Here is a 24,285-nt window from a genome sequence, read left to right as displayed (position 1 = left end):
AATCAGCAAATGATTTCATCATTTAACATCTAATCAGTTCTTGCCATTCAAGATTTTTTTATTGATTTTTAAACAAAAAAAGGACTAGAAATTTCTAGTCCTTTAAAATAAGTCAAGATAATTTTATTTATTGTTGATTTTTGGCAATTCAACCATTGACAATGGTGTCACCTTGGCCCCAAAAACCGTCATATTTTTTCACAGTAATATCCCCTTCAACGCTTACTTGACAAGCTAAGCGCCTTTTTTTATCTGGATTGTGAGGCGGTAATGAGAGGCGTGTTTTTTCTTTCCAGCTCTGGCTAGAAATAGAACCGTCGATTTCCACGGCACAGGTACCGCAGGAACCAAATCCATGACAATTGATGGTCTTTGCATTGCCATTGTAGAGAGCGACTTTATTGGCAAGGAGAACTTTACGAAGATTATCCCCCTGATTACAAGTAATCGTTTGATTGCCGTAGGTAATAGTGGGCATGGTTAGAATTTTTTGTGATTTCTAGTGAGTTCCCTCATAGTGGCATACTTTTCGGGGGATGCTGGTTAAGATTCACACAAAAATCAAGTTTATTTGGTTAAAGTAATGACCAAAGCTCACTCAAATCTAAGATAAAATCACTCAAAATATCTTCCCCTAAAAGCTGTATGGGGGCGTTTACGATTTCAACGACTTGGCCGGGGCGATAAATTTCCACTTGGCGATCGCCTCTATTGATCAACCAGCCCAAGCGACAACCATTGTCTAGATATTCCTGCATTTTTTGACGAGTTTGTTGCACCACATCACTGGGTGAGAGGAGCTCAGCAACAAAATCAGGACAGAGGGGGACAAATTTTTGCTTTTGGTCTGGGGTTAAACTGTCCCAGCGGGATTTTTCGACCCAACACATATCAGGCGATCGCGTGGCACCATTGGGCAAAATAAAGCCCGTCGAAGAGTCAAAACATTCACCCAATTGGTATCGGCTATTCCAAATTCCGAGCTGGACATTTAGTTTAAAATTTACTCTGCCAGTTTCGCCACCGGTGGGGGCCATAATCTCTAATTCTCCTTTGGCGGTGCGTTCAAGTTTGGCATCAGGATTTGCCTGGCAGAGCTGGGCAAATTGGTCTTGGGTCAGGGCCAAAACAGGCTGGAAATCAAGGGTAACGGTAGCCATTAGCGCGACTCCCACGGAAGAATGATCCCATTGTAGGCAAGTTTTTGGGGGGATGGAGAATAGGGGATTCGAACCCCTGACCTCTGCGGTGCGATCGCAGCACTCTACCAACTGAGCTAATTCCCCAGAACGGAAAATTATTTTAGCACCTCTGCGGGGGGTGCAAGACTCGGATCGATGCGTTCGAGTTCTAAATCTGTGAGGTAGTCAACGCACCAGTTGCTACAGCGTTGCAGCATATGGAAAGGATAGGTATGGGCGACGCCGACGACGGGGATGCCGGCGGATTTCGCCGCCTGGATCCCGTGGAAGTTATCTTCAATGGCGAGACAATTTTCTGACTGAATATTTTGCCCAGGAAATTTTTGATTCAGTTGGGCGATCGCCAAACGGTAGCTGTCCCCACTGGGCTTAAAAGCTTTCACCTCATCGGCGGTGACGATCACATCGAAAGTTTGATCGAGTTGGGCTTGGCGGAGGATAAATTCGGCATCACTGCGGCAGTAGCCCGTGACAATGCCGAGGGGAATATTTTTGAGCTTCATGGCAGAAATGCAGGGCAAAACATCTTCCCACAGGGGAAAGGGGCTAATCTCTGCCATTTTTTGTTGATAAATCTGGGATTTGCGTTGGATCAACTTATCCAGTTGTTCTTCTGAAAGAATGCGTCCCCTGGTGGCCAAGTTTTCCTTGAGGCAGCAGCGATCGCTTTTACCGAGGCTGCTATCACGATAAAAACGGTCGGTGGGTTGGAGATTTTCTGCCAGTAGAATTTCATCAATGAGCGCAAATTGCAGATCAGCATCATTGATAAATACTCCGTTTATTTCAAATAAAACGGCTTTGAGACTGGGCATGGTAGGGCAAGGGGCGGTAAAAGTTTACGTTTTTTGACCGGACGTTAGGTTTCTAGGCCTCGATCCTCATCTTAGAATAATCGGTAGCATTTTCGGGCGATCGCCATGGTTTTGACGACAGAGATTCCCCAGCGACAAATTCTGAAAACAAGGGTGCATTGCCTCGATTATGAGCAGGTCTGGGCGAGAATTGCGGCGGCCATCCAAGAAAAAACCTTTGGCTATGGGGCGATCGCTAATGTGCATATGGTGATGACGGGGTACTGGGATCTCCGGTTCCAGGGCATTATCAACCAGGCTCTGTTTACGACCCCTGACGGGATGCCCTTGGTCTGGGGGCTACGTTGGTTGGGCTGTCCTCAGGCGACTAGGGTCTATGGGCCGGATCTGATGCTCCACTGTTGCGCCATGGCGGCTCAAGTGAATTTCCCTATCTATCTCTATGGTAGCCGCCCGGAAACCCTCGAAAAATTACAGCAAAACCTTCTAAAAAAATTCCCTGATCTGCCCATTGTCGGCGCTGAAGCCCCCCCCTTTCGATCACCCACTGTCGCCGAGGCGATCGCCACCCAAGAACGGATCCAACAGTCTGGCGCAAAATTAGTGTTTGTTGGTTTGGGCTGCCCGAAGCAGGAAAAATGGATGGCTGAAAATTCTCCCCATTTAACAGCGGTGTTATTGGGTGTCGGGGCTGCCTTTGATTTCCATGCCGGAACTGTCTCCCAAGCCCCCCGCTGGTTGATGCCTCTGGGGTTGGAATGGCTTTATCGGTTGATCCAAGAACCCCACCGCCTCTGGAAGCGTTACCTCATTCACAATGGGGCGTTTATTGTGCTGTTTGGCTGGCAACTGTTCCGGCAAAAATTCCTCCGACCGCCCCATTAGCCCCTGAAAATCTATTGCTCGTTTAGCCTCTTTGTTTTGACTGTTATTTCACCTAATGTTTGCGTGCTCCCAATGCGAAAATCTCCCATCCCATTGCCCGGCCAAGATATCCGCGCCATCAATCCTCTCCATTGGCTCAAAACCGCCCAGGGGCGCTGGCAACGGGGTTTACTACTGGTGGGGAGCGATTTACTAGGGTTGGCGATCGCCTGGCAACTGGCGGACTATGTCAACAACTTTTTTTCCCCTATTCCAGCCGATTTAATTTGGTGGGTATGGCTTGATATTCCCAGTTTGTTCTGGATTTTCGCCTTTGTTACCCTCTGTTTTTTCTTTGGTAATCACCTCTACCGCCTGCCCCCCGCACCCCAAAACTATACCCGTGCTGCCTGGATCATCACCCTGGTCTATGGCCTGTTTTTGGTCGGCAGTTATTTCTATGACCCGATGGTGGACCCACCCCGTTCTCTGTTTATTACGGCGTGGTTTCTCAGTATTGTCTTTGTTGTGGGTTTCCGTTTTGTCTTGACCCTGATTCTGCGCCAATTTGACCGCCAAGCGCCCCCGATTAATGTTTTTCTTGTTGCCCCAGCAAGGCAGTTAGATCGCTTGACCCACATGATCAAAAAGCGGCCCCATTACAGAGTCGTTGGTGCGGCCCTCGCTTCCATGGCCGGCACCCAGGCAACCCTGGCCCAGATTCGCCAGTCGGGCGCCCAGGAGGTACTGGTTAAAGATCTACCAGAAACGGATTTGGCTTCCCATTTGTTTTGGCATTTGCGCAGTGCAGGGATCGCCATTCGTCTGCTGCCGTCGAGTCGGGAGATGCTCTATCGGCGGGGTTTACCAGAGATGTTCGCAGGGATTCCCACCCTCCGCATCGAAACGCCCTTGCTATTGTGCTGGGATTATCGCTTGAAACGGTGGTTTGATTTTCTGGGGGCGGGATTTGGTTTGCTGCTAATTTCGCCGCTGTTGCTGGGGGTGGCGATCGCCATCCGTCTCGATTCTCCTGGGCCAATTTTTTTCCGGCAACCAAGGGCCGGTTTAAATGGTCAGCCCTTCAGGATGTGGAAATTTCGGACGATGATTGTCAATGCGCCCCAACTGCAAGCGCAACTGGAAGCCCAAAACCAGATGAAAGATGGGGTTTTATTTAAAATAAAAGAGGATCCGCGCATCACAAAATTGGGCCGATTTCTCCGCCGGACGAGTATCGATGAACTGCCCCAATTGATTAATGTCATGTTGGGCCAAATGAGCTTGGTGGGGCCGCGTCCATTACCGCTGCGGGATGTGGAACGGTTTGATGACTGGCATCATATCCGTCACCAAGTATTACCGGGGATCACGGGGCTCTGGCAAATTTCGGGCCGCTCGGATCTGGATGATTTTAATGATGCGGCGCGGCTGGATCTGTACTACATCGATAATTGGTCTTTGAACCTCGACCTTGATATTTTGCTGGAAACTGTGCGAATTGTCGTTTTCGGTAAAGGGGCTTATTAGGCCGGAAAGCCGTTGGTTTCCAGATAGTGGCGGATATCATCAAAGGTTTCCCAGGGGACGTAGGTTTTCCCTTCTTCGCCGAGATATTCCTGGAGGCGATCGCGCGCAAAAACCAAATCCGCTTTTAGGGCCATGTTGATATCTGTGAGAGAGTCACCAATAGCGATCGCCTTCTGGTATTGGTATTTCCCCATCACCTGCACTTTCTCGACCATTTCTGTCCCCCCTTCAAAGGGCGCAATGATCTTGAAGTAGGGGTCTAGGGTGTCAATATCCATCGCGGCCACGGTTTCAATATGGGTGCGCAGGGGTTTGCCGTCACTGCCCAAGCGGGCCAGCACTCGCTCCACCATCGGCACGAGGCCACCGGAAACCACCACGATCGGCACTTGGCGATCGCCTAAAAATTGTAAAAATTCACTAAAGCCCTGGCACACGGGTTTATCATCTACCTCACCGACGAAAGCCCCAAACTGCTCAGAAGGAATTGCCTCTAGGATTTTTCGCACTCCTTCCCGCAGCGTAATTTGGCGATCGTAAAGTCCTGGGAGAATATCGGCAGCCACCTCTGGGGCATATTTGCCGAGGGCATCACCAAAGGTATCGACGGTCGTGATCGTGCCGTCAAAGTCGCAAAAGACAATAGTCTGGGCTTTCATGAATTTTTGTAACGTGACAATTTTCCCCAGGATTATAGTCTTCTCCGACCTCAGTTGTAATTACCCTTGAGGCATGCCATCTTCAGACAACAGCTTTATTAAAGCAGCCTTTTTTAGGCTGCTATACCCTGTAAGTCCCCGCTTTTTAGCCATTTTTTTCAGTTCTGTTTGGTTGAAAGTCGCCAAAAGTTGCGGATCAGTGATTACGTCTGGCAATGGTTCAGGCGTTGTATAAAAGACTTCTTTAAAAATATTGAGTTTATTACCCCTTGTAATACCACATTTCAAGTTAGTGACGTCTGTTAAGCTCTCTTTCCAATATTTACGAGGTGCGGCATCAATTCTTTCCGTAGCTGTTGCAATTTTTACACCACTTAGAGGCTTAACAGGTCGCTTGATTAAATAATCAAGGGCCACTTTAATTTCATCCCTGGATGCTTTCGCTAAATTGACTTTTGAGATTTTTTCCTGAGCAAGAATTTGTGATGATGATTGAACAACAGTAGAATCGTCCGCCACAATACACCAAACTTTATTCAGTCCAGCTTCCTGCGCGGCAGCAAAAATAAAGTTATTTGCAATCACTTGATATTCTTCTGCCCCTGTTTGTTTAACAATGAGTGGAATCCAGTTTCTATCATTTGCTTCATTGATTGCTTTTGCTGCACTTTGGATTAAGAATTCATGAACTTCCGTCGGTTCACCTGCTTGGATCTCTTCAAGATAGAGATGTAGTAATGCGCCAATTTCTTGTTTCATTAGATGAAATACTCCTGAACTAGATTGCGGTAATATTCACAGGCTACTTTACTGGTAAAGACAGCCGGGCGATTGGCAAATGCAGCGGAGGCAATATGAGCATAGCTAGGCATCTCGAAAATTTCAAGATTCTTTTGAGCGGGAGTCCATTTGGGAAAGAAAAAATGCATTAAATCAATTTGATCTTCTTGCTTAGCTTGTCGAACAATTGCCTTGATTGCGTTTTGTGCTTGTGCTTTAGCAGTAGGAGTGATCGATTCACCATTAAAAAATATCGGTAATGGAGTGGGGTCTGCGAGTTCTGGAAAATAAGCACGTCGATCTTTTCCAAGAGCTGGAAAAATACTCTTCATTGCCATTGCTGCATTTTTAAAGGAGGCTACACCATTGTGCTTAGATGGCATTAAAATTACGTCAGCAGCAGTTAGAGCTTCATGGGTGAAATAACTATCTCCCGGAGGTGAATCAATTAAAATGTAATCATAAAAATCAGCAAGGGGAGATAAAGCTTTTTTTAAAGTTCCTTTGGGAATTGATGCCAAGTCTGTCCCTGTTGCATTTAAAAATTTTTCATCTGCTGGGATAATATCAAAGCCAAATTTTTCTTTAAAACGGTATTGTGCAATAACGTCATTAATATTCAGACTTTTCCTATCTTTATAGAAATCAAATAAGCTAAGTTTTTCAGTCTGAATATTGAGTAAATCTGAAAGATCCTTTTGATTAGGATCAAAATCTACGACTAAAACTTTTTTCCCAAACCCCAGTGGTTTAGGCAAGGATAAAATTCCTGCAAGATTAATTGCTGTCGTTGTTTTTCCTACACCTCCTTTATTGTTGTAGAGAGCAACTGTTAAAGCTTGTTGTTGATTATCAATAATTGTTTTGATGATTGAAATCTTTTCATCAATATTTTCAGCAGTCAACTCAATGTTTGTGGTGTAAGGATATACAACTCGACCATGACGACGAAAAAGTTGAATTCGATTTGCGTTAGTGAGAATTCCCCAGTTTACTTGTCGGCAATTTACTGAAGTCGGATGCAGGTATCCCTTGAGTTGTTTGACTGCATTTTTATAGGGATTACTAGAAGAAGAAAGGTCTAATTGTCTTTTTTTTAATTCGACAATCAAGGTGGCATCTTGTTTAGTATGAGAAAAGTCCTCTTCTCCAGTATTTTTCCGCGCTGCAATATCAACAGCCTTAGCTCCCCGTCCTGTTAAATACTGCTGACAAACCTCTTGCTGATTAAATCCAAATATTTTTAGAATTTCCGGGATAACTAACTTAAATGCTATCTCAGGTTCATTGGCATCAGGAGAAAGAGACAGCCATGCTTTTTTGAGATCCGAATCGATCATAATTGATACAAAAAACTTATCGCTCTTGGTCAGTATAAGCGACAAAAATGAATATCAATATAAATAAATTTAAAGTTAAAAGTCATAAAAATCATATCGGTAATTCTTTGGTTTGGTGAAAAATTCGTGCGATCATCACTAATTTGCTCACAACTTCTGCTGGCCAATTGCCTTCGATATTGCGCTGAGTTAAAAGGAGCATTCGTAGGCTATAACAATCTGCAAATCCTTCAATTTCCAGCCAAACTAAATCACTTTCTGCTTCAATACTGATGCGCTCTTCTGCCATCAATTCTGGGGCAATACTTGTAACAGTCTCAGCGAGTTGCACCAACAGGCGACAAAAATCGATAAATTCTGCCGCCGTCAGCTCCACTGCCCAATCATCAGTCCCCACCAGTCCCTGGAAAGCACGGGTCGGGTCAGGATCCCAGCCCAACCGCCAACCCGCTCCTTTTTTAAGCGATCGCCCCATTTATTCGCCTCGATATTCCGGTTCCCGTCCGTAAAGATAAACGAGGTAGCGCAGCTTGCCAATTAGATCTTCTGTTAACAGCTCCGGTTGATAGCGCCAGGTCCAATTACCCGCCGCCACCCCAGGAGTATTCATTTTTGCTTCACTCCCCAGACCCAGCAGATCTTGCAGCGGGAAAACCGCTAGATTTGCCACAGAACCCAGAGCTAAACGCATTAAACCCCAGTGGACCCCCTCCTCACAGAGGCAGCCGAGATAGTCCACAACCCGAGCTTTTTCCTCGTCACTGCGCTTGTCAAACCAGCCGAGGGTGGTGTCATTATCATGGGTGCCGGTGTAAACAATGCAATTGCGATTGGTGTAGTTGAACGGCAGAAATGGGTTGGCGCGATCGCTATCGAAGGCAAAGTGCAAAATTTTCATCCCCGGTAACGCGTATTTATCCCGCAGCGCTTCTACCTCTGGGGTAATTACACCCAAATCTTCTGCGACGATGGGCAGCACCCCCAGTTGTTCCTTAAGTAGGGCAAAAAATTCATCCCCCCGCCCTTTCACCCAGCGGCCATACATCGCCGTTTCTTCCCCCTGAGGTACCGCCCAAAAGGCTTCAAAACCCCGGAAGTGGTCGATCCGCACAATGTCCACATAGGCGAGCATCGTTTTTACCCGCTCAATCCACCAGGCATAACGGCTACGGGATAAGTTACGCCAGTTATAGACGGGATTTCCCCAGAGTTGCCCCGTTTCGCTGAAATAATCCGGTGGCACGCCCGCCATCCACTTCGCCGCCCCCGTTTCCCGGTCGAGGCGGAAAATTTTCGGGTGGCCCCACACATCGGCGCTGTCATGGGCCACATAGATGGGCAGATCCCCAAAAATCTGGATGCCCTTTTCGTTGGCATAGCTTTTTAGGGTAGACCACTGCCGGAAAAACTCCGACTGTACATATTGATGGAAGAAAATCTGGTCAGCCAGCAATTCTGTTTGTTTGGCGATCGCCTCCGGGTCACGCCAGGCCAACTCCGGCGCCCAGTCATACCAGCTCTTGCCGCCATGGGCTTCCTTAATCGCCATAAACAGAGTGTAGTCCTTGAGCCAATAGATCTGCTCCTCACAAAATGTCTGAAATTCGGCTAGACGTTCTGGGGTCGCCACTTCTTGGAAACGTTTGCACGCTTTCCGCAATAGGGGCATCTTGAAGGCGATCGCCTGGTCATAGTCCACCTGATCCGCTGGAAAATCCGGGCAATCCGCCAAATCTGCCTCATCCAATAACCCTTCCGCCGCGAGCCACTCTAAATTGAGGAGCATCGGATTTCCCGCAAAGGCCGAATAGCAGAGGTAAGGCGAATTGCCAAAGCCCGTTGGCCCTAGGGGAAGCACCTGCCAGACCTGCTGGCCACTATCGGCTAGAAAATCAATAAATCGATAGGCTTCTGCCCCTAAATCACCGATTCCGAAGCGACCCGGCAAAGACGTAGGATGTAACAGAACCCCACTCGCACGACGTTGAAACATATATCGCTCACAAGCTCACAAGTTTTTGCTACAGGTCATCCTAGCAACCGTTACCCAGCCCACCGACGATTGTGACGATTTTTGACAGACCCAGGTCAAGGTTTGCCCATATCCTCCCCCCATCGTCCCCAAAATCCGCCAAATTTCAACGCTCCAGCGTTAAGTAATCCTTTATTCCCAACGGATCCTAAAAGCCACTCGTTACCATGGGGGCAGACCCATTCAATGGTAAGCCTATGCCAGACCTTAGCCAAAGCCCCAGCCTCGACCGCGATTGCACCACCCTTTCCCGCCATGTCCTCCAGCAGCTCCAGAGCTTTGCGGCCGATGCTCAGGACATCAGCGCGATCATGAATCGCATTGCCCTCGCCGGAAAACTCATCTCCCGCCGTCTCAGCCGGGCCGGACTGATGGAAGGGGTGCTGGGTTTCACTGGGGAAGAAAATGTCCAAGGGGAATCCGTCAAGCGCATGGATGTCTACGCCAATGATGTTTTTATCTCGGTGTTTAAACAGAGCGGTTTAGTGTGTCGCCTCGCCTCCGAGGAGATGGAAAAGCCCTATTACATCCCTGAAAACTGCCCCATTGGCCGTTATACCCTGCTCTATGACCCCATTGATGGCTCTTCTAATGTGGATATCAATCTCAATGTGGGGGCCATCTTCGCGATTCGGCAGCAGGAAGGGGAGGATCTCGACGGCGAAGCAAAAGATTTACTGCAAAATGGTCGGAACCAAATTGCCGCTGGTTATATTCTTTTTGGCCCTTCGACGATGTTGGTCTACTCCATTGGCACAGGGGTTCATTCTTTTATTCTCGACCCCAGCCTAGGGGAATTTATTCTCGCAGAAGAAAATATTCAAATGCCGAAGCACGGCAAAATTTACAGTGTCAATGAAGGAAACTTCTGGCAATGGGATGAATCCATTCGGGACTACATCCGCTATATGCACCGCCATGAGGGGTATACCGCCCGTTATAGTGGCGCCTTGGTGGGGGATGTCCACCGCATTTTGATGCAGGGGGGGGTATTTCTCTATCCGGGGACAACGAAACAGCCGGAAGGTAAATTACGCTTACTCTACGAAACGGCGCCTTTGGCTTGGCTCATTGAACAGGCCGGTGGCAAAGCGAGCACTGGCACAATGCCCCTCTTAGATTTTGTGCCGACCTATCTCCACCAGCGTACACCGACCATTCTTGGGAGTGTGGAAAATGTGGAATTGGTGGAATCGTTTATTCGGGAGGCAGAACGACAAACGGTTGGTGTTTAGATTCTTTAGATGGGAGCGATCGCCCGGTTACCATCTAATCTCGCTGGGAACAATTCTTCGGGGGGATACCGCTCGAAAACTTTAGCGCTACACTTGAAGGCAATTATTCGCTTGATCGTCCCCATGGGAAGTGATAGGCGATCGCCACCGGAAGATCTTTCAATTTGTAAGATTCACCGATCTCGATAAAATTCCCAATCATAAAACCATGCGTGCATTACTGATTTACCCTGTTTTCCCCAAGAGCTTCTGGTCCTTTGAGAAGGCGATCGAGCTCATTGGTCGCAAGGCATTATTGCCGCCCCTTGGCTTGATTACCGTTGCCGCGATTTTGCCCCAGGAGTGGGAATTTAAACTCGTAGACCGCAACATCCGCGATGTCACCGAAGCAGAATGGGAATGGGCAGAGATCGTGATTATGTCGGGGATGATCGTCCAGAAATACGACATCTTAGATCAAATTGAAGAAGCAAAACGACGGGGCCTAAAAGTGGCGATCGGCGGTCCCTATGCCACTTCCTTTATCCAAGACCTAGAAGGTAAAGCAGACTATCTCGTGCTCGATGAGGGGGAATTAACAATCCCCATGTTTATTGAAGCCCTAGAAAAAGGTGAAGCATCCGGGATCTATCGCTCCCCCGAAAAGCCCGATGTATCGATGACTCCCATTCCCCGCTATGACCTGTTAGAGCTAGATGCCTACTCAGAAATGTCGGTGCAATTCTCCCGGGGTTGCCCATTCCAATGTGAGTTTTGTGACATCATCGTCCTCTATGGACGCAAGCCTAGAACCAAAACCCCAGAGCAACTGATCGCTGAACTTGAAACCCTCTACAACCTCGGCTGGCGACGCACCATTTTTATGGTGGATGATAATTTCATTGGGAACAAGCGCAACGTGAAATTATTACTCAAAGCCCTTGAACCCTGGATGGAAGAGAAGGGTTACCCCTTCAGTTTTGCCACCGAAGCTTCAGTGGATTTGGCCCAGGATCAAGAGCTGATGGATATGATGACTGCCTGCAACTTTGGCACAGTCTTCCTCGGCATTGAGACCCCAGACGAAAACAGTTTGGCAGTAACGAAAAAATTCCAAAATACCCGTGATCCTCTCAGCGAATCTGTCCATAAAATTATCAGTTCTGGCCTACGGGTGATGGCTGGGTTCATTGTCGGGTTTGATGGCGAAACCACAGGGGCAGCCCAGCGGGTGGTGGATTTTGTCCAGAAAAGTACTATTCCTACGGCGATCTTTAGCATGTTACAGGTTCTACCTGATACAGGACTGTACCATCGCTTGAAAAAGGAAGGCCGCCTATTAGAACATAATGATTCAGTGGGCATTAACCAAAGCACCTTGATGAATTTCATTCCGACCCGACCGGTAGAAGAAATTGCAGAGGAATTTGTACAAGGTTTCTGGGAGCTTTATGATCCTCAAAAATATTTAGACCGCACCTATCAGCATTACCGCATCCTCGGGGAAGCGCCCTGTCACAAAAATCCGAAACCCCGCAAAAATCCAGTGAAAAAACATCTGGAATGGCGGGCATTATATGCCCTCGCTGTCATTTGTTGGCGCCAGGGAATTGTGCGGAAAACCCGCTTTAGTTTCTGGTATTATCTCGCCCAAATGTTTATCCATAATCGTCGGGGCGTACCCAGTTATTTAACAGTTTGTGCCCAGATTGAGCATTTCCTTGAATATCGTCAAATCGTCAAAGAGCAAATTGAAACCCAACTGGTTAATTACCAAGCCCAGATGAAAAAGCTTGATGCGGTGAAGGCTGAAGCGAGCGATGGGGCCCGCGCTCAGTCGGAAGCAGAGGCGATCGCCAGCTAAACCTAACCCCTTTGCAAGTCTAAAAAAATGGGTAAAGTCTGTTCTCTCAGAGAATAAACCTTACCCATTTTTGCTGTTGATCGTCGATGACAGTTTGGAGCTATTTAGACCGTGAAGGCGGAGAGGGTTTGATCCAATAGGGCGATCGCCTCATTAATCTCTGCTTCTGAGACAATCAGCGGCGGCACAAAACGGATCACCTTCGGGCCAGCGGGGGCGAGGAGGAGACCATTTTCCATGGCAGCCTTGACCACTTCAATCGATGTAAGTTCTAAATCAGCTTTGATTTCCATACCACAAATCAAGCCCCAACCCCGCACATCGCTAAAGTAGGGATATTTTTGCGCGAGGGTTTTTAGGCCAGCTCGTAACTGTGCTCCTCTGGCGGTGGCGTTCTCTAAAAGATTTTCTGTTTCCAGGGTTTTGACGACGGCTAAACCAGCAGTACAGGAAAAAGGATTACCGCCAAAGGTGCTGGCATGTTCCCCTGGGTTAAATACCGCGCAAGCATCCTTACACATCATTGCGCCGATGGGAATGCCTCCGGCTAAACCTTTCGCACTGGTGAAAATATCGGGTTCAATGCCCAGGTTTTCATAGCCCCAATATTTACCCGTGCGGCCTACGCCCACCTGGACTTCATCGAGGACGAGCAAAATATTATTCTCGTCACAAATCCGCCGCACTGCCTTGAAATATTCCACATCCCCCGGGCGCACTCCCCCTTCCCCCTGGAGGGCTTCGAGCATCACGGCGGCTACGCGGCGGTTGCCTTCGTCAATGTCGACGATCGCCTCTTCTAGGGCGCGGATATCGTTGTAGGGCACATAGGCAAAGCCATCGGGGAGGGGATGGAAATGCTTTTGATATTTTGGCTGCCCGGTGGCGGTAATGGTCGCGAGGGTGCGGCCATGGAAGCTGGAGATTGCCGACAAAATGACGGGTTCTTCGAGGAAGTCAGAAACGGTGTGGGCATATTTGCGGACTAATTTAATCGCCGCTTCGTTAGCTTCAGCCCCAGAGTTGCAGAAAAATACCTTATCGGCGCAGGAGTGTTCTACAATCCACTGGGCCAGCTCCCCTTGCTCTGGGATGTAGTAGAGGTTAGAAATATGGTGGAGTTTTTGGATTTGTGCGGTGACCGCTTCGATCAGCGCCGGATGGCCATGGCCCAGGGTACAGGTGGCAATCCCCGCCACAAAATCTAAATAACTTTTGCCATTGGTATCCCACAGACGACAACCTTTTCCTTTGGCGATCGCCACCGGGAAGCGCCCATAGGTATTCATGACATACTGATTGAACTGGGCCGGATCAAAGGTTTCGACTGGAGAATGATCAAGTAGCGTTTGGGGACTCACAAAGTTACTCCTCTGGGGTGGCGAGAATCAAATGTAAATTTCAGTTTAGCCAATGGGTCATCTTTTTTGCTAAAGACAGAGTGGCCACAGGCTAAAGAAATTCTGCAATTTTTTTAAGGTTCCTACGGGGGAGGAAAAACTGTCTGCCATTTTGCTTACAAATATGAGGCTTCGTTGAGGTTCATCGGTGCAGAGTATCGAACAAAAATATGGACGTCTCAAGGAGCAACTTCTGCTGGGTTTGCTCATGCTTATGGGGCTATTTCTCCTCGGCATGGGGTGGTTTGTTGCCGTTGAGCATTGGTCTTGGGTCGATGCTGCCTATATGACCATTATCACCCTGGCAACGGTGGGCTTTGGGGAAATTCATCCCCTCGGCGATCGCTCCCGGATCTTTACCAGTATTCTAATCCTGCTGGGCCTCATTGCCGGGGGATACATAGTAAATCGCTTTGTGGAAGCGATGGCCAGCGGTTATTTTCAGGAGATCAGACGGTTGAAAGAATATCAACAGCAAATTAATGAACTCAATAACCATTACATTGTCTGTGGTCTGGGGCGTACTGGGCAGCAGGTGGCCAAAGAATTCGTCGCAGAAAAAATTGCGTTTGTGGTTATTGATCTTGACCCCGAACGGATCGAGATCGCCGAGGCCGAAAATTATATCTGCATTCAGGGAGATGCGACCTTAGATCAATATCTCCAGGCGGCAAGAATTGAGCAAGCCATTGGCTTGGTGGCCGCCCTCACCTCCGATGCAGAAAATCTCTACACCGTGCTCTCGGCCAAAACATTGAATCCAAAGATCCGGGCGATCGCCAGGGCCAGCACTGAAGAAGCCATCGAAAAATTACGTCGGGCCGGGGCCGATGCCGTTGTTTCACCATACATTACCGGGGGGCGTCGCTTAGCTGCTGCCGCCCTTAGACCCCAGGTCATGGACTTTGTTGATGGCATTCTCACTGGCACAGAGCATTCCTATTACCTCGAAGAAGTCCGTGTCGATAGTAATTACAGCGGTTATGTTGGCCGTAGCCTGAGTCAAGCTCGCCTCCGGGTCAAATCCGGAGCTTTGGTGCTTGCAATTCGTCGGCAAGATGGGGAACTAATCCCTGGCCCCACGGGGGATACATTACTTTTATTGGGGGATGTCTTGATTTGTATGGGCACGGCTGAGCAGCTGCGCAAACTCAACAGCATTCTGCTGCCCGTTCAAACCGATGGCTCCCTGCGGCCCCCCAATCGTTAGCGTTTCTTGAAACAAGTTCTTGATTCAGCCCAGGGTCAAACGATCTTGATACAAACTTTTGTTAATATTGATACCAACTTCAAATTCTTGAGATAAGAGGCATTTCCCCACCATGACTGACAAAAAAATTGTTGTTTCTCCGTCTATCCTTTCAGCGGATTTTAGCCGCCTTGGTGAAGATATTAAAGCCGTTGATGAAGCTGGGGCGGACTGGATTCATGTCGATGTCATGGATGGTCGTTTTGTGCCAAACATCACCATCGGGCCGTTAATTGTTGAAGCGATTCGTCCCTACACCAAAAAGCCTTTGGATGTGCACTTGATGATTGTTGAGCCTGAGAAATATGTCGCAAATTTTGCGAAAGCTGGCGCTGATATCATCTCTGTCCATGCCGAGCACAATGCTTCTCCTCACCTCCACCGCACCCTCTGCCAAATTCGTGAGCTGGGCAAAAAGTCTGGGGTTGTACTCAATCCTTCTACCCCCCTCGACATCATTGAGCACGTGCTGGATGTGTGTGACCTGATTCTGATCATGAGTGTGAACCCCGGCTTCGGGGGTCAAAGCTTTATTCCTTCCATGGTGCAAAAAATCGAAAAGCTCCGGGCCATGTGTGATGAGCGCGGCTTGGATCCTTGGATCGAAGTTGACGGCGGCATCAAGCCTTCTAATGCTTGGCAGGTCATCGATGCAGGTGCGAATGCGATCGTGGCCGGTTCTGCGGTCTTCGGTGCGCCTGATTATGCTGAAGCGATCGAAGGGATTCGTAACAGCAAAAAGCCGGCAGCGGTAGCGGCTTAGGGAGCATATTTTCCGAAATCTCCGATTACGAAGGGAGACTTGGGAAAAGTAAATAAGTGAATTGTTGAGGAGAGGCGGTGTTGCTTCTCCTCAATTTTTATGGGGATTTTGTGGGCAACTTTCGGCTCGGGAAGATCCGGTGCCATAATCAAATTATCTTCCGGGAAATGCTGTTGTGAAAGAGTCGGATTTGCGTCGGTTGGCAGAACAAGGAAATCCCCAGGCGATCGCCCAAATTTTAAAGTCATTATTTGCGCCGTACCAGATCCGCGTCATCGTCAAACGGGTGGCGGATAAACATCTAAAAATTCAACTAGAAGGTTTTTCGACCCCCGATGAGGCGATCGCCAAGCAGCTTCTTTCCCCCTGGCAACAGCTTTGGGAAAAGACAATCACCGAAACCTTTACCGTCGAAGGCATTCGCTTTGGGGAAGTCGCCCCCGATTGGGAATGGACGATGATCAAAGGCTTGCTTTCTCCCGCTGAACGGGAACCATCCTCAGACGCCTTTGTGGTTCAGGCGCCACCCCAAAAAGCGGCCCTCAGGGATGACGATCTGACCCTCAAACTGCGGCGAATCCTTTCTCCCTATCTGTGGAGCATTAAGGTTACCCCCTCTGACCGGGCCCTGGTGATCAAGCTGACGGTGATCGATGAGCGCGATCGCCAAGAATATGCACAAATTGTTTGGCAAGCCCTCCAAAATCTGCCCTTAGAAGCTGTCGATAAGATTTATCTCAACGTCTACCACCGCGCCCAACGGTGCTACCTGCTGAAAACCTGCTTCCCCCTCCACAGCAAAGAACCCCCTGCCATCGAAAAATCTGCCAAATCTCGCTCTCTCCAACCGGGCACAGCTAGAGCTCTCGCCATTGGTGGCCTGCTGGGCTTAGTCTTGTTTTTGTTACCCCCCAGTCGCTTTATTCTCGATACTTTTCTGACGTTTCTCCATGAAATCGGCCATGCGATCGCCTACTGGAGTTTTGGCTATCCCGCCGTGCCCAGTTTTGACTTTATCTTCGGGGGCGGCATCACCCTTGCCCTTGGTCGCGCCACCATTATCCTTTTACTTCTCTATGGCGGCCTCGCCTACCTCGCTTGGTACTACCGCCATAACCAGAGCACCCTGATCTTTTTGGGGGGGTTAACCAGCAGCCAAATCCTGTTGTTGCTGATCGGTTGGGATCAAGCGCTCATTATCGCCATGGGTCACCTCTTTGAAATTGGCGCAGTTTTCATTTGCCTCTATTTCGCCTTGGGCCGGTACTTTTGCCGTGGCCCCGGGGAACAAACCCTGTACAGCATGTTGGCTAGCTTCAGCTTCTTACAAAATTCCGCCTTTTTCGGGCAGCTTGTCACCAGTGAAACTTTCCGTATCGCTTATCGTGTTGGCAAAGGGGGCCTCATCGACCATGACCTTGTCCAATTGAGCCAAAACCTTCTCCCTCTCAGTCTCCCTACCCTCGCCGGTTGTTTTTTCCTATTGAGCCTCTTCGCCCCCGTGTTAGCCTTTCTGACTTTCCGTTGGGAATCGCGCTGGATTCAGGCTTTTTATCGCCTCTGCCAGCCATTGCCCTAGGCTGAAAACTAGCAAAAAAAAGCCTACCCAGAGGGGTAGGCTTCACTACTTCGAATATTGCTTTTAACTTTAAAGATCGTCAAAAATAACCTTCTAATAATTACCGTTGTTAAGACGCTCGTCCCCATCCAAGAACACATCAGAGGGAGGTGTTACGGTGAATCGGTCTAGGTTTGCCTGCAACTTCGCCACTTGGCTTTCAGACAAATCGGGGATGTTCAGCACATCTTCCACAGATTCGTAGGGACCGTTATTAACGATCAGCTTTGCCAAAGTGGGGTAAAAACCGCGCACCTCACGGAAGAGGCGAACGTTGGCATTGTTGAGGTCGATTTTTTTCCCGTATTCCGTTTCCAGTACCTGGTCTGCCGGGTTGACCCGCTCGCCGAGTACGGCTGCAGAAACGAAGCCACGACTTAGATCGAGGGCTTGGGCTTGGGGTTGGACGCTGAAGAACGCACAACTGATTATGAGGACGAGCCCCATTAATGCACGCACAACTCTACTCATTATGATTGATTCCTCCTAGGCTTTTCCCAGCTTCTTATAATCTTAATTGATATAAAATACCAAGCTTCAGGCGGCCTGAAACTCTAGACGTCAAAATTCTGGCTTATTATTTCATTTTTCCCGCTTTATTGTCACCCTTGCTTTTTTTGATCCTGAGGAATGGCAACAAAAGTTAATAAATGTTGCGACCTCTGGCAGGGAATTATTTTCCCTTTGGCGGCGATCGCCCGCCTTGGCATCTCCCTGGGAAGATGAAGGATAATAGATACTCGGTAGCCAAAATAACAAAGGAGTATCTTGAATGTCTCTTAGATTAGGTGATGTGGCCCCCAACTTTACCCAAGATTCCACCATCGGCGAAATTGATTTCTATGATTGGGCGGGAGATAGCTGGGTAGTGTTGTTTTCTCACCCCGCTGACTTTACCCCCGTTTGCACCACAGAACTCGGGGAAGTCGCCCGGCTCAAGGGAGAATTTGAAAAGCGCAACGCAAAAGTAATTGCCCTCAGTGTGGACGATACTGAATCCCACAATAGCTGGGTAGGGGATATCGACGAAACCCAAGGTTGCGCGGTGAATTACCCCATTTTGTCCGATGCGGACCAAAAGGTGGCCCAGCTCTATGACATGATCCATCCCAATGCCAACCCCAAGGTGACGGTGCGGACGGTATTCGTGATCGACCCGGCGCGGAAAGTGCGTTTAACCATTACCTATCCCCCCAGCACAGGTCGCAACTTCCAGGAAATCATCCGGGTGTTAGATTCGTTGCAACTGACCGATAACTACAGTGTGGCCACTCCTGTGAATTGGCAAGATGGCGAGGATGTGGTCGTTTCGCCGGCGATTTCCACTGAGGATGCACAGGTGAAGTTTCCCAAAGGTGTTAAGGAAATCAAGCCCTATCTACGCATGACGCCCCAGCCCAATAAGTAGGTTCTAGGGAAGAATCTTGCTTTTAAGCTGATGGCGATCGCCCCTGGGCGATCGCCATTTTGTCTGATTTTGAAATTAGCGCACCTCATAGCCAAAAATTTCCTGGGGAAGCAACGGTATCAGTGGCAGAAAAGGCCCGTTCTGATCGGCTTTGGGCAGACCTATGCCTGTCGATTTTCTTCTATGGGCAAGACCCTTGATTTTTGGTAGGCTTAGTATCGCTCTAAAACTCTATGCCTTAAATTTATATATTTTTTCTAACTATGCGTACTCATTACTGCGGGGATTTGCGCTCCGAGCACATTGACCAGACCGTGACCCTGTATGGTTGGGTCGATCGCCGTCGGGATCATGGGGGCGTTATCTTCATCGATCTACGCGATCGCACTGGCATTATCCAGATCGTCAGTGACCCCCAGCGGACGCCCGACTCCTACAAAGATGCCGATGCCAGCCGCAGTGAGTATGTCGTAAAAATTGTCGGCAAGGTCAGCGCCCGCCAGGAAGGGGCCAAAAATCCCCGTTTAGGTACAGGCGAAGTCGAAATTTACGCTGATTCTATCGAAATTCTCAACAGCGTTCATAAACAATTGCCGATCCTCGTCTCCAGCAGCGCCGATGGTGATCAGGTCAAAGAAGATCTGCGCCTGAAATACCGTTACCTCGATTTGCGGCGGGAAGCGATGGCGAACAACCTGAAACTACGCCACAACGTCGTCAAAGCCATGCGTCGCTTCCTGGAAGATGACGAAAATTTCATGGAAGTGGAAACCCCGATCCTCACCCGTTCCACCCCCGAAGGAGCGCGGGATTATCTCGTTCCCTCCCGGGTCAATGCTGGGGACTGGTATGCTCTGCCCCAATCACCCCAGCTCTTTAAGCAATTGCTGATGGTGGCGGGGTGCGATCGCTACTACCAGATCGCCCGTTGTTTCCGCGATGAAGATCTCCGCGCCGATCGCCAACCAGAATTTACCCAATTGGATATGGAGATGAGCTTCATGTCCTTTGATGAAATTATCGACCTCAACGAACGGCTGATCTGTCGCATTTTCAAGGATGCCCAAGGCATTGACCTGCCCCGGCCCTTCCCCCGCATCACCTACGCCGACTCCATGGAAAAATACGGCTGCGATCGCCCCGATACCCGTTTCGGCCTAGAACTCGTGAATGTCTCCGATATCGTCAAGGATATGGGCTTCAAAGTCTTCTCCGGTGCAGTCCAGAGCGGCGGACAGGTGAAAGTGCTGCCCATCCCCAACGGTAACGATGCCATCTCCAATGTGCGCATCAAACCCGGTGGCGATCTCTTCAATGCCGCGGTGGAAATGGGCGCAAAAGGTCTGGCTTTTATCCGCGTGCGGGACAATGGCGAAATCGATACCATCGGCGCGATCAAAGACAACCTCAGCGAAGCCCAAAAAGCGGAACTCCTCCAACGCACAGGCGCAGAATCCGGTACGCTGCTCCTCTTTGGCGCAGGGGCCACAGATATTGTGAACAAATCCCTTGATCGCGTGCGGCAGATGGTCGGCGCAGAGATGGGCTTAATCGATGACAATCAACTGAATTTCGTCTGGGTAACCGACTTCCCGATGTTCGAGTACAATGCCGACGAAAAACGTCTCGAAGCCCTGCATCACCCTTTCACTGCCCCCAACCCCGAAGACATTGAGGATCTCGCCACCGCCCGCGCCCTCGCCTACGACATTATCTTAAATGGCATCGAGATCGGTGGCGGTAGTCTACGGATTTACCAGCGCGACGTGCAAGAAAAAGTATTTAGCACTATTGGTCTGTCCGACGAAGAAGCCAAGGAAAAATTCGGGTTCCTACTCGAAGCCTTTGAATATGGCACGCCGCCCCACGGTGGGATTGCCTACGGTTTAGATCGTCTGGTGATGCTGATGGCCAAAGAAGAATCGATCCGTGATGTGATTGCCTTCCCCAAAACTCAACAAGCCAGTTGTGTGCTGACTGATGCGCCGTCTTCGGTTGATGCGAAACAACTGAAAGAACTTTATGTTGCTTCCACTGCCCCAGAAAAAGATTAGAGGGCGATCGCATAAATAAAGTCTTGAACCCTACCAGTGATTTGGTGGGGTTCTTTTTTGGGTTAATGCACCTTTCCATAAGCCAAAGCTCATCATTATTCCAGGCGATCGCCTCAAGAAAAGTAGTTCAATTTTTGGCTTGTTTGTTCTTTTAGTATCCCATGGGATACAGTTGAGGCATGATCGAAATTCGCGAGACCGCAAATTATTCTCGATGGTTTAAATCACTGCGTGATCGGCAGGCTAAAGCCCGCATAAATATTCGTATTCGGCGATTGTCCATGGGGAATCCTGGTGATGTAAAGCCAGTGGGCAAAGGAGTGTCAGAACTTCGCATTGATTACGGCCCAGGATATCGAGTGTATTTTGTGCAACGAGGAGATATGTTGGTCGTACTGCTTGCGGGTGGAGATAAACGAACTCAAGCTCAGGATATCAAAACAGCCTTAGAGTTATCACAAAACCTATAGGAAATATCATGGACAAAGTTTCAACGTCTCTCTGGGACGCGGCAGACCATTTAGAAACTAAGGAAGATATGGCGGCATATCTGGAGGCAGCCCTTGAAGATGGGGATCCAAATCTTATCATCGCAGCATTAGGAGACATTGCAAGATCCAAAGGGATGACTAGTATTGCGCGGGAAACAGGCTTAGGGCGTGAAAGTCTCTATAAAGCGTTATCTTTTGACGGAAACCCAGAATTTATGACTGTTTTAAAAGTTGTTCAAGCTCTCGGTCTTCGTCTGCGAGCAACTCCCATTTAACGGTTTAAGAGATTTGGGGTTTGGCAATCACTATATTTAAAAAGAAAAAGATGTATGGATAAAACTCATATAATATGTAATTAAAAGAATTTGGAGTCGCTTATATGACTGAAAATGTTGTTCAAGAATATGGATGGTCTACAGCTCAAGGGCCACACTCATGTGATTACATTGCTCCAGAAGTATTAAAAATTCTAGAAAATCTTAAAGGAAAACGGATACTAGACCTTGGTGCTGGTAATGGTGCATTGTGCTCCCTGCTTGCTTCTTCAGGTTATGATGTAGTAGGTGTTGAGTATGATATGCAAGGCGTTGAAATAGCAAAGAAGACATATCCATCAATTCCATTTTATAAATTTGGGGTACAAGACAATCCAGCAGATTTATTAAAATATGAAGAACCATTCGACGTAGTTGTATCTACGGAAGTGATTGAGCATCTATTTTCTCCTCATCTTCTACCAAGGTTTGCTGCTGACGTATTAAAGGAGGGAGGTCATATCATTCTTTCAACTCCTTATCATGGCTACTTGAAAAATTTTGCTCTTTCGCTCTTAAATGCATGGGACAAGCATCACACACCTCTCTGGCATGGCGGACATATTAAGTTTTGGAGCAAATATACACTCTCCCAGCTTTTAATTAAAAATGGTTTTACAGTGGTAGGATTTTCAGGGGTTGGACGGTTACCGTACTTGTGGAAAAGTATGATACTTATCGGGAAAAAAGTAGCCTGATATAATTAAAATCATCAGAAAATTACTTATTCAATCATCAAATAAACGATCATCAACCTTGTACAACATCTTAATATGATGTAACGCACTCTTTTCATATGCCGTTAATTAATGTAGCTAAAGCTTATTATAATAAGCTTTAGCTATCACGAACTGCCAAATAATTCTAGATCTACTTAGCCTCTCACAATGGATTTTAGACAATATATAAACCTTCCTTGGTAGATAAAAATGTACGAATCTGCGATACTTGCTGATCGTTGAAAACTCAGTATGATTCTGAGTTTGAGACTCAAAGAATTTGTTCGAAAACGTTGTCCCCTAGAAGCCTTCATGAGTGATATTAGATGCTAAAACTAGAGTTTTAATATCAGAAACTTTGAATAATTCATTAAATGAGTAAAGTGCAATATATTTTCGATACAAATAGTAGTTGTTCGTTATTTAGCTATTTGGAAGCAGTAGATCAGACCTAATAACGAGACATTCTCTCCAGAATGATAATATTATTATTAGAACTAATCGAAGAAATCAATGAAGTTCTCAGTCATCAAAAATTCACAAAATATATCTTTAGAAAAGAAAGAGAAAAATTTTCAGATAATTTTATAGGCCAAGGAATACTAATTAAAATAGTCGATATTATCCAAGAGTGCCGCGATCCCAAAGATGACAAAATTTTAGAACTAGCCATCAGTGGCAGAGCGAATTTTATTGTTAGTGGAGATAAATATCTATTGATACTTAACCCATTTTGGTCAATACAAATACAATCTGTTGAGCAGTTTTTACAAAATATAGACTATGATTCACCATAACAAGAGGACGATCGCCTAACAGATTAATTTTCCCAGAGGCGGCGGCGGGGCTTGCCGTTTAAGCGCTGATGGGTGTCTTGGAGCAGTTGAGGGATGTTGAGTTGATTGGGACAACGGGGCAGACAATCGCCGCATTCCGTGCAGGCATTCCCTTTTTTACCGGGGAACCAATGACCGGCATTTTCGAGCATTTGGTAGCGATATTCCCCATAACTCTTCATGTCGTAGGCGATCGCCAAATTTCTCAGACGCAGAATTTCAGGGATTGCGATCGCCTCCGGGCAGGGCAAACAGTCATAACATTGGTGGCATTCTGTGGTCTGGAGTTGTTGGCTTTGGTGTTGGGTCAAAGCAGTGAATTTTTCCTGTTCTGCCGGCGTCAGAGGATAGTCTTGATCAGCTATGGCCAGCAGAGGATCTAATTCCGTAGGATTCGCCGCCCCAAAGCTGAGGGTCGTGATCCGGCGATCGCCTAAGAGAAAACGATAGGTCAGTTCCAGAGGGCTAAAGGGAGCGCACAGTTTTTTTAAGGTTTCAGGGGGGGTAAACAGCTGACCCCCTTTGTCCCCCGGTGAAATGATAAAAATCCCCAGATCCTGGACAAAGGCTTGGGCGATCGCCTCAGCATTACGTTGAAAAAAATAGTAGTAATGGAGGTTGATAAATTCAAAATGACCCGTATTGATCGTTTGTAAAATGAGATCGAGGGGGCCATGGGTAGAAAAGCCCAGATGATGGAAATAGCCCTGCTCTTGTAATGGTTTCAGGGCAGGGAAGCCAATGTCTAAAAACCACTGGAGATGAGCTGGGGTATTAATGCCATGGATCGCCAAGCCATCTAAATAGTTGGTTTTGAGTTGGGTTAGAGATGCCTCTAGGGTGCGTTGAATATCGGCGGCATTTCCCTTGGGGAGGAGCTTGCTGGTAAGAAATAATTCAGACCTGGGCCGGTTCAAAACCTGTAAACTCTGGCCCAAAAATTGCTCGCTCGCGCCATAGCTGGGGGCTGTTTCAATGTGGTTAATCCCTAAGGAAACAGCCCGCTCCAAGGTTGCTGCCATCGTTTCAAGACTGTCGAGGGCGCGCATTGTCCCTAGGGAAAAAATGGAGAGTTGCCGCCCTGTTTTCCCGAACCGTCGATAGCGCATACCCTAGTTAATCTCCGGTCTAAA

General features: G+C 47.9%; 25 protein-coding genes and 1 tRNA gene. 14 read left to right on the top strand and 12 right to left on the bottom strand.

From position 1 onward, the window contains the following. Positions 1–148: 148 nt before the first annotated feature. From ACZ45B_RS01070 to ACZ45B_RS01055, 4 genes are all read right to left on the bottom strand, one after another. On the bottom strand, positions 149–478 hold the full coding sequence (locus ACZ45B_RS01070; RefSeq protein ID WP_024545348.1) for a 2Fe-2S iron-sulfur cluster-binding protein: 330 nt from the start codon (positions 476–478) through the stop codon (positions 149–151). Positions 479–575: 97 nt separating this feature from the next. Then, complete coding sequence (locus ACZ45B_RS01065; protein WP_024545349.1) at positions 576–1,160, bottom strand: Uma2 family endonuclease; 585 nt, start codon at positions 1,158–1,160, stop codon at positions 576–578. Positions 1,161–1,213: 53 nt separating this feature from the next. Continuing rightward, positions 1,214–1,286, bottom strand: a tRNA-Ala gene (locus tag ACZ45B_RS01060). Between the two features lie 11 nt (positions 1,287–1,297). Beyond that, positions 1,298–2,017, bottom strand: coding sequence for an HAD family hydrolase (locus ACZ45B_RS01055; RefSeq protein WP_024545350.1), 720 nt, complete (start codon positions 2,015–2,017; stop codon positions 1,298–1,300). A 105-nt stretch (positions 2,018–2,122) separates the two neighbouring features. Here ACZ45B_RS01055 and ACZ45B_RS01050 point away from each other — a divergent pair, with 105 nt between their 5' ends. Further along, positions 2,123–2,902 (top strand): WecB/TagA/CpsF family glycosyltransferase, encoded by a 780-nt coding sequence (locus ACZ45B_RS01050; protein WP_024545351.1) that lies wholly within the window; start codon positions 2,123–2,125, stop codon positions 2,900–2,902. 72 nt (positions 2,903–2,974) lie between these two features. Next, positions 2,975–4,411, top strand: coding sequence for a sugar transferase (locus ACZ45B_RS01045; protein WP_024545352.1), 1,437 nt, complete (start codon positions 2,975–2,977; stop codon positions 4,409–4,411). Here the strand turns inward: ACZ45B_RS01045 and ACZ45B_RS01040 are convergent. From ACZ45B_RS01040 to malQ, 5 genes are all read right to left on the bottom strand, one after another. Beyond that, positions 4,408–5,070 (bottom strand): HAD-IB family phosphatase, encoded by a 663-nt coding sequence (locus ACZ45B_RS01040; protein WP_024545353.1) that lies wholly within the window; start codon positions 5,068–5,070, stop codon positions 4,408–4,410. The two genes, ACZ45B_RS01045 and ACZ45B_RS01040, sit on opposite strands and share 4 nt — an antisense overlap. A 60-nt stretch (positions 5,071–5,130) precedes the next feature. Beyond that, a complete protein-coding gene (locus ACZ45B_RS01035) occupies positions 5,131–5,829 on the bottom strand; it encodes a ParB N-terminal domain-containing protein (RefSeq protein ID WP_024545354.1) in 699 nt (232 codons plus the stop codon). Next, a complete protein-coding gene (locus ACZ45B_RS01030) occupies positions 5,829–7,190 on the bottom strand; it encodes a ParA family protein (RefSeq protein WP_464674887.1) in 1,362 nt (453 codons plus the stop codon). Before ACZ45B_RS01030 ends, ACZ45B_RS01035 begins: the two co-directional genes overlap by 1 nt. Before the next feature lie 91 nt (positions 7,191–7,281). Then, entirely contained in the window at positions 7,282–7,665 is a 384-nt protein-coding gene (locus ACZ45B_RS01025) for a DUF1818 family protein (RefSeq protein WP_024545358.1), read from the bottom strand. Beyond that, positions 7,666–9,183: a 4-alpha-glucanotransferase gene (gene malQ / locus ACZ45B_RS01020; protein WP_024545359.1), complete on the bottom strand. Its 1,518-nt coding sequence runs from the start codon at positions 9,181–9,183 to the stop codon at positions 7,666–7,668. It abuts the gene before it with no gap. Positions 9,184–9,419: 236 nt separating this feature from the next. On the opposite strand from malQ, the gene fbp reads away from it, so the two are divergent. Both fbp and ACZ45B_RS01010 read left to right on the top strand, forming a co-directional pair. Further along, positions 9,420–10,457, top strand: coding sequence for a class 1 fructose-bisphosphatase (fbp, locus tag ACZ45B_RS01015; protein WP_024545360.1), 1,038 nt, complete (start codon positions 9,420–9,422; stop codon positions 10,455–10,457). Between the two features lie 208 nt (positions 10,458–10,665). Next, entirely contained in the window at positions 10,666–12,300 is a 1,635-nt protein-coding gene (locus ACZ45B_RS01010) for a B12-binding domain-containing radical SAM protein (protein ID WP_024545361.1), read from the top strand. 104 nt (positions 12,301–12,404) lie between these two features. Here the strand turns inward: ACZ45B_RS01010 and ACZ45B_RS01005 are convergent, their stop codons facing one another. Continuing rightward, on the bottom strand, positions 12,405–13,661 hold the full coding sequence (locus tag ACZ45B_RS01005; RefSeq protein ID WP_024545362.1) for an aspartate aminotransferase family protein: 1,257 nt from the start codon (positions 13,659–13,661) through the stop codon (positions 12,405–12,407). A gap of 187 nt (positions 13,662–13,848) precedes the next feature. On the opposite strand from ACZ45B_RS01005, the gene ACZ45B_RS01000 reads away from it, so the two are divergent. From ACZ45B_RS01000 to ACZ45B_RS00990, 3 genes are all read left to right on the top strand, one after another. Continuing rightward, complete coding sequence (locus ACZ45B_RS01000) at positions 13,849–14,910, top strand: potassium channel family protein (RefSeq protein ID WP_024545363.1); 1,062 nt, start codon at positions 13,849–13,851, stop codon at positions 14,908–14,910. A 112-nt stretch (positions 14,911–15,022) separates the two neighbouring features. After that, a complete protein-coding gene (gene rpe, locus ACZ45B_RS00995; RefSeq protein WP_024545364.1) occupies positions 15,023–15,712 on the top strand; it encodes a ribulose-phosphate 3-epimerase in 690 nt (229 codons plus the stop codon). 175 nt (positions 15,713–15,887) lie between these two features. Continuing rightward, positions 15,888–17,291: a hypothetical protein gene (locus tag ACZ45B_RS00990; protein WP_024545365.1), complete on the top strand. Its 1,404-nt coding sequence runs from the start codon at positions 15,888–15,890 to the stop codon at positions 17,289–17,291. Between the two features lie 93 nt (positions 17,292–17,384). Here ACZ45B_RS00990 and psbU read toward each other — a convergent pair whose 3' ends face one another. Then, positions 17,385–17,801 carry a photosystem II complex extrinsic protein PsbU gene (gene psbU, locus ACZ45B_RS00985; protein ID WP_024545366.1) on the bottom strand — a complete coding sequence of 139 codons (417 nt, stop codon included), beginning with the start codon at positions 17,799–17,801 and terminating at the stop codon, positions 17,385–17,387. Positions 17,802–18,102: 301 nt separating this feature from the next. Here psbU and ACZ45B_RS00980 point away from each other — a divergent pair, with 301 nt between their 5' ends. The 7 genes from ACZ45B_RS00980 to ACZ45B_RS00950 all read left to right on the top strand — a co-directional run bounded on the left by ACZ45B_RS00980 (position 18,103) and on the right by ACZ45B_RS00950 (position 23,113). Then, positions 18,103–18,738, top strand: coding sequence for a peroxiredoxin (locus ACZ45B_RS00980; protein ID WP_024545367.1), 636 nt, complete (start codon positions 18,103–18,105; stop codon positions 18,736–18,738). A 30-nt stretch (positions 18,739–18,768) separates the two neighbouring features. Continuing rightward, positions 18,769–18,948, top strand: a complete 180-nt coding sequence (locus tag ACZ45B_RS00975; RefSeq protein ID WP_024545368.1) for a hypothetical protein — start codon at positions 18,769–18,771, stop codon at positions 18,946–18,948. Between the two features lie 53 nt (positions 18,949–19,001). Continuing rightward, positions 19,002–20,792, top strand: a complete 1,791-nt coding sequence (gene aspS, locus ACZ45B_RS00970; protein WP_024545369.1) for an aspartate--tRNA ligase — start codon at positions 19,002–19,004, stop codon at positions 20,790–20,792. A 179-nt stretch (positions 20,793–20,971) separates the two neighbouring features. Next, positions 20,972–21,262 carry a type II toxin-antitoxin system RelE/ParE family toxin gene (locus tag ACZ45B_RS00965; RefSeq protein WP_024545370.1) on the top strand — a complete coding sequence of 97 codons (291 nt, stop codon included), beginning with the start codon at positions 20,972–20,974 and terminating at the stop codon, positions 21,260–21,262. Between the two features lie 8 nt (positions 21,263–21,270). Further along, positions 21,271–21,558, top strand: coding sequence for an addiction module antidote protein (locus tag ACZ45B_RS00960; RefSeq protein ID WP_024545371.1), 288 nt, complete (start codon positions 21,271–21,273; stop codon positions 21,556–21,558). 104 nt (positions 21,559–21,662) lie between these two features. Further along, positions 21,663–22,295 (top strand): class I SAM-dependent methyltransferase, encoded by a 633-nt coding sequence (locus ACZ45B_RS00955; RefSeq protein ID WP_024545372.1) that lies wholly within the window; start codon positions 21,663–21,665, stop codon positions 22,293–22,295. A 497-nt stretch (positions 22,296–22,792) separates the two neighbouring features. Beyond that, positions 22,793–23,113, top strand: coding sequence for a putative toxin-antitoxin system toxin component, PIN family (locus tag ACZ45B_RS00950; protein WP_051352906.1), 321 nt, complete (start codon positions 22,793–22,795; stop codon positions 23,111–23,113). 23 nt (positions 23,114–23,136) lie between these two features. On the opposite strand, the gene ACZ45B_RS00945 is transcribed toward ACZ45B_RS00950, so the two are convergent. Beyond that, a complete protein-coding gene (locus ACZ45B_RS00945) occupies positions 23,137–24,261 on the bottom strand; it encodes an aldo/keto reductase (RefSeq protein WP_024545373.1) in 1,125 nt (374 codons plus the stop codon). Between the last annotated feature and the right edge of the window lie 24 nt (positions 24,262–24,285).

This window comes from Picosynechococcus sp. NKBG15041c, assembly GCF_055380235.1.
Note: the sequence above shows the minus strand (reverse complement) of the source record. Positions and strands in the feature narration are given on the sequence as shown.